Origin of the sequence: Brevibacterium sp. HMSC22B09 (assembly GCF_001806795.1) — a bacterium.
GTDB lineage: Bacteria > Actinomycetota > Actinomycetes > Actinomycetales > Brevibacteriaceae > Brevibacterium > Brevibacterium ravenspurgense.
On the sequence record NZ_KV786025.1, the window covers coordinates 139,728 to 147,045 of the forward strand.

Annotated in this window: 5 protein-coding genes; all 5 read left to right on the plus strand. The window is 64.4% G+C overall.

Features of this window, described 5'->3' with window-relative positions; genetic code table 11:
- Window positions 1-72 precede the first annotated feature (72 nt).
- The 5 genes from gcvP (at window position 73) to HMPREF3087_RS08540 (ending at window position 7,004) form a co-directional block, all read left to right on the plus strand.
- Entirely contained in the window at window positions 73-3,039 is a 2,967-nt protein-coding gene (gene gcvP, locus HMPREF3087_RS08520) for an aminomethyl-transferring glycine dehydrogenase (protein ID WP_370919333.1), read from the plus strand.
- Between the two features lie 13 nt (window positions 3,040-3,052).
- A complete protein-coding gene (gene gcvT, locus HMPREF3087_RS08525; protein ID WP_070428792.1) occupies window positions 3,053-4,231 on the plus strand; it encodes a glycine cleavage system aminomethyltransferase GcvT in 1,179 nt (392 codons plus the stop codon).
- Window positions 4,232-4,294: 63 nt separating this feature from the next.
- Window positions 4,295-4,693, plus strand: a complete 399-nt coding sequence (gene gcvH / locus HMPREF3087_RS08530; protein WP_070424093.1) for a glycine cleavage system protein GcvH — start codon at window positions 4,295-4,297, stop codon at window positions 4,691-4,693.
- Window positions 4,694-4,823: 130 nt separating this feature from the next.
- The gene (locus HMPREF3087_RS08535; RefSeq protein WP_070428793.1) at window positions 4,824-6,239 is read left to right on the plus strand and encodes an L-serine ammonia-lyase; all 1,416 of its coding nucleotides are present in this window, start codon (window positions 4,824-4,826) and stop codon (window positions 6,237-6,239) included.
- Window positions 6,240-6,527: 288 nt separating this feature from the next.
- Complete coding sequence (locus tag HMPREF3087_RS08540; RefSeq protein ID WP_141738915.1) at window positions 6,528-7,004, plus strand: hypothetical protein; 477 nt, start codon at window positions 6,528-6,530, stop codon at window positions 7,002-7,004.
- The last annotated feature ends 314 nt before the right edge of the window (window positions 7,005-7,318 follow it).

Below are 7,318 nucleotides of genomic sequence, written 5' to 3' on the forward strand. Positions count from 1 at the left end.
CACGGCAACAGAGCGGGGAGGAAGCCGCAGCTGCGCCAGCTGGCCAGCAAGACTCCGACCCAAGGAACGCCTGTGACTTTCGAGAACCGCACCGCTGCCCCGGAAGCCGTTACCGCAGCTCTGTCCCACGTCACCTCCTTCACCGGTGACTCCGAGCGCCCTTTCGCTGACCGCCACATCGGCCCGCGCGCTCACGAAACCGCCGCCATGCTTGAAACGGTCGGCTTCGATTCGCTTGAAGCCCTGGCGCGTGCCGCTGTTCCGGAGAACATCCAGGACGACGGTGTGCAGACTCCTGCCGCTCTGTCGGAAGTCGAAATGCTCGCCCACCTGCGTGAACTCGCTGCGAAGAACGTGCAGAAGACGCAGATGATCGGCCGCGGCTACTACGACACGATCACCCCGACCGTCATCCGCCGCAACCTGGTGGAAAACCCCGCCTGGTACACCGCCTACACGCCCTACCAGCCGGAAATCTCGCAGGGCCGGCTTGAGGGTCTGCTCAACTTCCAGCAGATGGTTCAGGACCTCACCGGCCTCGACATCGCCAATGCGTCACTGCTGGACGAAGCCACCGCAGTCGCAGAGGCCGTGCTGCTCATGCGCCGGGCCAACAAAAAGGGCTCTTCGGTTGTTCTCGACTCCGAACTGCACCCGCAGACCATCGCGATCATCCGCGCCCGCGCCAAGGCCATGGACTTCCAGGTGCAGATCGCTGACCTGTCCCAGGGCCTGATCGGCGAAGACGTGTTCGGCATCGTCTGTGCGCAGCCGGGCACCTCGGGTGCCGTGCGCGACTTCACCGACGCCGTACGAGGTGCCAAGGAGCGTTCCGCAATGGTCACCTTCGCGTGTGACCTCCTTGCTCTGACGATGCTGCGCACCCCCGCTCAGCAGGGTGCCGACATTGCCGTCGGCTCGGCTCAGCGCTTCGGCGTTCCGCTGTTCTTCGGCGGTCCGCACGCCGGGTTCATGGCCGTGACCGAAAAGCTCAAGCGACAGATCCCGGGCCGCCTGGTGGGTGTGTCCAAGGACGCTGACAGCAAGCCCGGCTACCGCCTGGCCCTGCAGACCCGCGAACAGCACATCCGCCGCGAAAAGGCCACGTCGAACATCTGCACCGCCCAGGCGCTGCTGGCCAATGTCGCATCCATGTACGCCGTCTACCACGGTCCCGTGGGTCTTGCGAAGATCGCCAGCCGCATCCACCGCCTGGCCGTGGCCTTCGCCGACAAGCTCGACGGCAACCTCGAATCTATGTCGGAAAGCTTCTTCGACACGGTTGCTGTGCGCGTGCCCGACGCTGACGCGGCAGTCGCCGCCGCCTGCGAAGCCGGCATCAACATCCTGCGGATCGACGACACCCACGTGGGTGTGAGCTTCGGCGAACCGCATACGGTTGCCGACGCCAACACGCTCCTGGAAGCCCTCGGGGCTACCGGCCGCATCGACGCAGAAGAATTCGAAGCCGCAGGCACCGGCGCCTTCGGTCCGGCAGCTGTTCCCGCACCGCGCGTGCCGGAAGCTCTGCAGCGCAACACGCACTTCCTCCCCCACCCGGTGTTCAACACCTACGGTTCCGAAACCCTCATGATGCGCTACCTGCGCACGCTGGCAGACCGCGACCTCGCGCTGGACCGCACCATGATCCCGCTGGGCTCGTGCACCATGAAGCTCAACGCGGCAGCCGAAATGGAAGCCATCACCTGGCCCGGCTTCGCATCCATCCACCCGCTGGCACCGGAAGACCAGACCGCCGGCTGGCGCGAACTGATTGACAACATCGAAGAGCTGCTGGCCGAAGTCACCGGCTACGACGTCGTGTCGATCCAGCCCAACGCAGGCTCACAGGGCGAACTGGCAGGCCTGCTGGCCATTCGCGGCTACCACGTGTCCAACGGCCAGCCCGAGCGCACCGTCATGCTGGTGCCCAGCTCCGCCCACGGAACCAACGCCGCATCGGCCATCCTCGCAGGGCTGAAGGTGGTCGTCGTGAAGTCCGCAGAAGACGGGTCGATCGACCTTGAAGACCTCGACGCCAAGATTGAGAAGTACCGTGATGTGCTCGCCGGCATCATGATCACCTACCCGTCCACCCACGGTGTGTACGAAGCCGATGTGCGCCGCGTGTGCTCGTCGATCCACGACGCCGGCGGTCAGGTATACATCGACGGTGCGAACATGAACGCGCTCGTCGGCGTGGCCAAGCCCGGTCAGTTCGGCGGCGACGTCAGCCACCTCAACCTGCACAAGACCTTCACCATCCCGCACGGCGGCGGCGGCCCCGGTGTGGGCCCGGTCGCAGCCCGCGAACACCTCCGCCCCTTCATGCCCGGTGATTCCAGCGACAGCCGCGCTGTCAGCGGCGAAGAGGACTACACCTCGCTGCCGATCTCCCAGGCCAAGTACGGCTCGGCAGGCGTCCTGCCGATCTCGTACGCCTACCTCAAGATGATGGGCCCGGACGGACTGCGCGAAGCCACCTATTCTGCGCTGCTGGGAGCCAACTACATCGCGAAGTCGCTCAGCGAGGACTTCCCGACCCTCTACACCGGTGAGAACGGGCTGGTGGCACACGAGTGCATCCTCGACCTGCGCGCCATCACCGCCGAAACCGGAGTGACAGCAGAAGACGTAGCCAAGCGGCTCATCGACTTCGGGTTCCACGCCCCGACACTCGCGTTCCCCGTGGCCGGCACGCTCATGGTCGAACCGACCGAATCGGAAGACAAGGGCGAACTCGACCGCTTCATCGAAGCGATGAAGACCATCCGCGAAGAAATCCGCGCAATCGGCAGCGAATACACCTACGAAGAATCGCCGCTGAAGAACGCACCGCACACCGCCACCTGCGTCATGGACGACTGGGACCAGAAGTACTCGCGCGAGACCGCGGTCTTCCCCGTGCCCGGTCTGAAGCTGACCAAGTACTTCCCGCCGGTGCGCCGCATCGACGGTGCCTACGGCGACCGCAACCTGGTCTGCGAATGCCCGCCGCCAGAAGCCTTCGACATCGAATCGGCCGACGCCGAAGCCTGACAGAGGAGACCCCATGACCAAGCAGACACCCCTGCACCAGATCAACGCTGAACTCGGCGCGAACTTCACCGACTTCGGCGGCTGGGACATGCCGCTCAAATACGGCTCCGAACTCGCCGAACACCGTGCCGTCCGCGAATTCGCCGGCATCTTCGACCTGTCCCACATGGGCGAAGTCCGCGTCACCGGCGCCGATGCGGCCGCCTTCATGGACTACGCGCTCCTGTCGCGCTACTCCATCATGAAAAACGGCAAGGCAAAGTACGGCGTCATCATCGACGAGGCCGGCGGCATCCTCGACGACGTCATCACCTACCGCCTGGGCGATGACGAATTCCTCATCGTGCCCAACGCCGGCAACACCCCCGCCGTCGTGGCCGCACTCGAAGACCGCGCCGAAAAAGCCAAGGCAGCCGGCGCTGCCGCGGACTTCGAAGTGCGCAACGAATCCGACGACACAGCGCTCATCGCCGTGCAGGGACCGAAGTCCGAGGAAATCCTGCTGGCGGCCGTGTGCGGCAGCACCGAGTGCGACGACCGCGAAGACTGCGCCAAGATCACAGACCTCGAATACTACGCGTGGACGTTCATCACGGTCGACGGCGTGGAGGTATTCCTGGCCCGCACCGGCTACACCGGCGAAGACGGCTTCGAGCTGTACATCAAGAACGCCGACGCCGAAGCCCTGTGGAACCGCCTGATGAGCATCAACGCAGCCGAATTCGACGGTGCCGCACTGCCGTGCGGACTGGCATCGCGCGACTCACTGCGCCTGGAAGCGGGCATGCCGCTCTACGGCAACGAACTGACGCGCGAAACCACGCCGTTTGACGCGGGCTTCGGCGGCATGGTCCGCGGAGCGCTCAAGAACAAGGGCGACTTCTACGGCCGCGAAACAATGCAGAAGCTGGGCGACGCCGACCAGGCCGAGGGCACACCGCGCAAACTCGTCGGACTGTCGTCGGAAGGCCGCCGTGCCGCACGCGCCGGTGCTGGTGTTTTCGTGGACGGCGCCGAAGTCGGCGTCATCACCTCCGGCCAGCCGTCGCCCACCCTGAGCCACCCCATCGCCCTGGCCTACCTCGACACGGCACACGCCGAACCCGGCACCGCCGTGACCGTCGACATCCGCGGCAAGTCCTACGACTTCAGCGTCGTCGAAACACCCTTCTACAACAGCGGTGCCCACTGATACCCGCTTTGTGCACCGCTGACAACACCCGCCCCCAGACCACCTGATTGAGAGGAACCCACAATGGCTGAACTGCCCCCGCTGCCGGAGAACTACTCGTACTCGGCAGAACACGAATGGATCAACGCCACCGGCGATAACATCGTCGGCACCACCGTCCGCGTCGGCATCACCGCAGTAGCCGCTGACGCGCTCGGCGAAGTCGTCTTCGCAGACCTCCCCGAAGTCGGCGACACCGTCACCGCCGGTGAAGTCTGCGGTGAAGTCGAATCGACCAAGTCGGTCTCCGACCTCTACTGCCCCGTTTCAGGCGAAGTGACGGCCGTCAACGAAGACGTCGACGACAACCCGTCGCTGCTGAACTCCGATCCCTACGGTGAAGGCTGGCTGTTCGAAGTCTCCGTCACCGAGGTCGGCGACATCATGGACGCCGCCGCCTACGGAGAAGCAAACCACGTCTGATCCACCCACCTGGTCGCCCGGACCGGACCCCCTCTCGGTCCGGGCACGCATCCCCACCCCCTCGCCCCACCTCGAGCATCCCCAACTCGACACCACCTTGGCCGTGCAGCGTCGCACAACAGGAGGAAACATGACCGTCAGCGTTTTTGATCTGTTCAAAGTGGGCGTCGGCCCATCGTCATCCCACACCGTCGGCCCCATGCGGGCAGCCGCGCGCTTCGTGCAGCTGGTCGGAGACAGACAGCCCGCAGCGCTCGCAGTCGATGTTTTCGGATCCCTTGCCGCAACGGGAGCCGGTCACCGCACATTCGATGCGATCCTCGCAGGCCTCGAAGGCTGCGAACCCGACCGCATCCAGCCGGATGACTTCGCAGAGCGCACCGAGCGGATCGAAAAGACGGGCGTGCTGCGCTTCGGTGACAAGTGGGACATCGAGTTCAGCGAAAAAGACATGGTCAAACGCCCCCTGACCGTGCTCGACCACCACACCAACGCGCTGACCCTTCAGGCAAAGGATGCCGACGGCGGTGTGATTGCCGAAGAAACCTACTACTCCGTCGGCGGCGGATTCGTCGTCAGCCAGTCTGAACTCGACGGCGGCCTCCAGGAAGAAGCGGAAGAGGAGCGAGCAGAAGCCCCCTATCCCTTCACCTCGGGAGCGGAACTCGTTGAACAGTGCCGCACATCCGGGCTCGAGGTGTGGCAGGTGATGCTGGAGAACGAAAAGGCCCACCGCAGCGAAGAGGAGATCCGTGCGGGCCTGCTGCACATCTACTCCGTCATGGAGGAGTGCGAGCGGAACTCCGTGGCCCGCGACGGCATTCTGCCCGGCGGCCTCAACGTGCACAGGCGCGCGCACAAGTGGCACCAGCGTCTGCTGCAGGAAGACCCCGAACGCAGGCCCGAGTACTACCAGGAATGGGTCAACCTCGTAGCGCTGGCCGTCAACGAAGAGAACGCCAGCGCCGGGCGGGTCGTCACCGCGCCGACCAACGGAGCCGCCGGCATCATCCCGGCCGTCATGTTCTACGCCTTGAACTACGTGCGCGGCGTCGAAGGCGGAGCCCGCCACGGCGGCATCAACTCTGAAATCTCGATGAGCCGGGACGAGGCGATCGTCCGCTTCATGCTGACCGCCGGGGCAATCGGTGTGCTGTACAAGGAGCGCGCCTCGATCTCCGGTGCCGAAGTCGGCTGCCAGGGCGAGGTGGGGTCAGCTTCCTCAATGGCCGCCGCCGGTCTTGCCGCGGTACTCGGCGGAGGCGTCATGCAGGTGGAAAACGCCGCTGAAATCGCCATGGAACACAACCTGGGACTCACGTGCGACCCAATCAACGGGCTCGTGCAGATCCCCTGCATTGAGCGCAACGCCATCGCTTCGGGCAAGGCGATCAACGCCGCGAAAATGGCCATGTGGGGCGACGGAACGCACCGCGTGTCCCTCGACGAAGTCATCGCCACGATGAAGGCCACCGGCGAAGACATGATGGACAAGTACAAAGAAACCGCCATGGGAGGCCTCGCCGTCAACGTCGTTGAGTGTTGATGGTTGGGCTGGCGGTTGGCGCTGGTTGACTGGATTGGCCGCCGGTTGGCGCTGGTCTCACGCTTTAATGCGTTTTTGCGGGTTAATGCAGCGCATTAAAGCGTGAATCTGCATGAGCGCGTGATTCTGCGCGGCTAGGCTGCCGGTGCACAATAGGGTGTTGGTTTTTGGTGTCGAGGTGCCGACTGGCGCGGGAGGGCGACTGTTATGCCTGGCAAGCCTGTTCTTGTGGGTGACGGTGAATATCGCTCGAGGCTCAGTACCTTCACGTTTCAGATGGTCTTCTTCGTGTCGTGCTTTTTCATGATCGACACTCTGCTGCGGGGCACACCGGCTCTGTGGCTCATTGCTGGTTCGGCGCTGCTCGCTGTGTGCGTGGCTGCGTGGGAATTTATCTACAAGCCGTGCTTGCGCCTGCGCCAGGAGGATTTGGTGCTGCGAGGTCCGGTGCGAGAAATCACCGTGCCCTATGCGGCTGTTCGCGATGTGCAGGTTCGTGCCGTTGTAACAGTGACTACCGACGACCGCAGCTATTCAGCGTGGGCGGGGCCGGAGCGCAATCGTCGCTTCGCGGGGGATGATGCCGCTCACGATGCCGCGACTCTCATTCGCAGCCGAGCCTCCGACGCCCGCGACGGTGCTGAAGCGACTGGTGGGGCTGCGTCGGAAGACTCCGACGGTGTGCGCGTGCGCTTCCTCTGGGTGCCGTGGGCTGTGTGCGCGGGGCTTGTTGCGGTGAGTGTTGTCGCTGCCCAGGTGCTGTAAGCTCGCCCGGCAACCGGACCCGGCCTTGCCAACAAGCCCGGCCCTCCGCCTCGTTGTTCGGCCCGGTGGTGCAGATTTGCGGTGTAATGCGTTCTCACGCGTTAATGTGGCGCATTACGGCGTGAGTTTGCATTAGTGCGTGAGTTTGGACCGCTAAGGCTGCGCTTCAGCCGCCGGCAGCCCAGCCCGCCGCCGCGAGTTTGGCCCTCTGGCAGCCAGCCCGCAGGTAACCAAGCCGTAGGTTGCCGATAATTCCGTCCCTCCGCCTCGTCGTTCTGCCTTGCGGTGCAGATTTGCGGTGTAATGCGTTCTCA

What these genes read in the sequence shown, in the direction of transcription:
- gcvT (WP_070428792.1), top strand. Translation starts at nt 3,053, where the DNA reads ATGACCAAGCAGACACCCCTGCACCAGATCAACGCTGAACTCGGCGCG.
- gcvH (WP_070424093.1), top strand. Translation starts at nt 4,295, where the DNA reads ATGGCTGAACTGCCCCCGCTGCCGGAGAACTACTCGTACTCGGCAGAA.
- HMPREF3087_RS08535 (WP_070428793.1), top strand. Translation starts at nt 4,824, where the DNA reads ATGACCGTCAGCGTTTTTGATCTGTTCAAAGTGGGCGTCGGCCCATCG.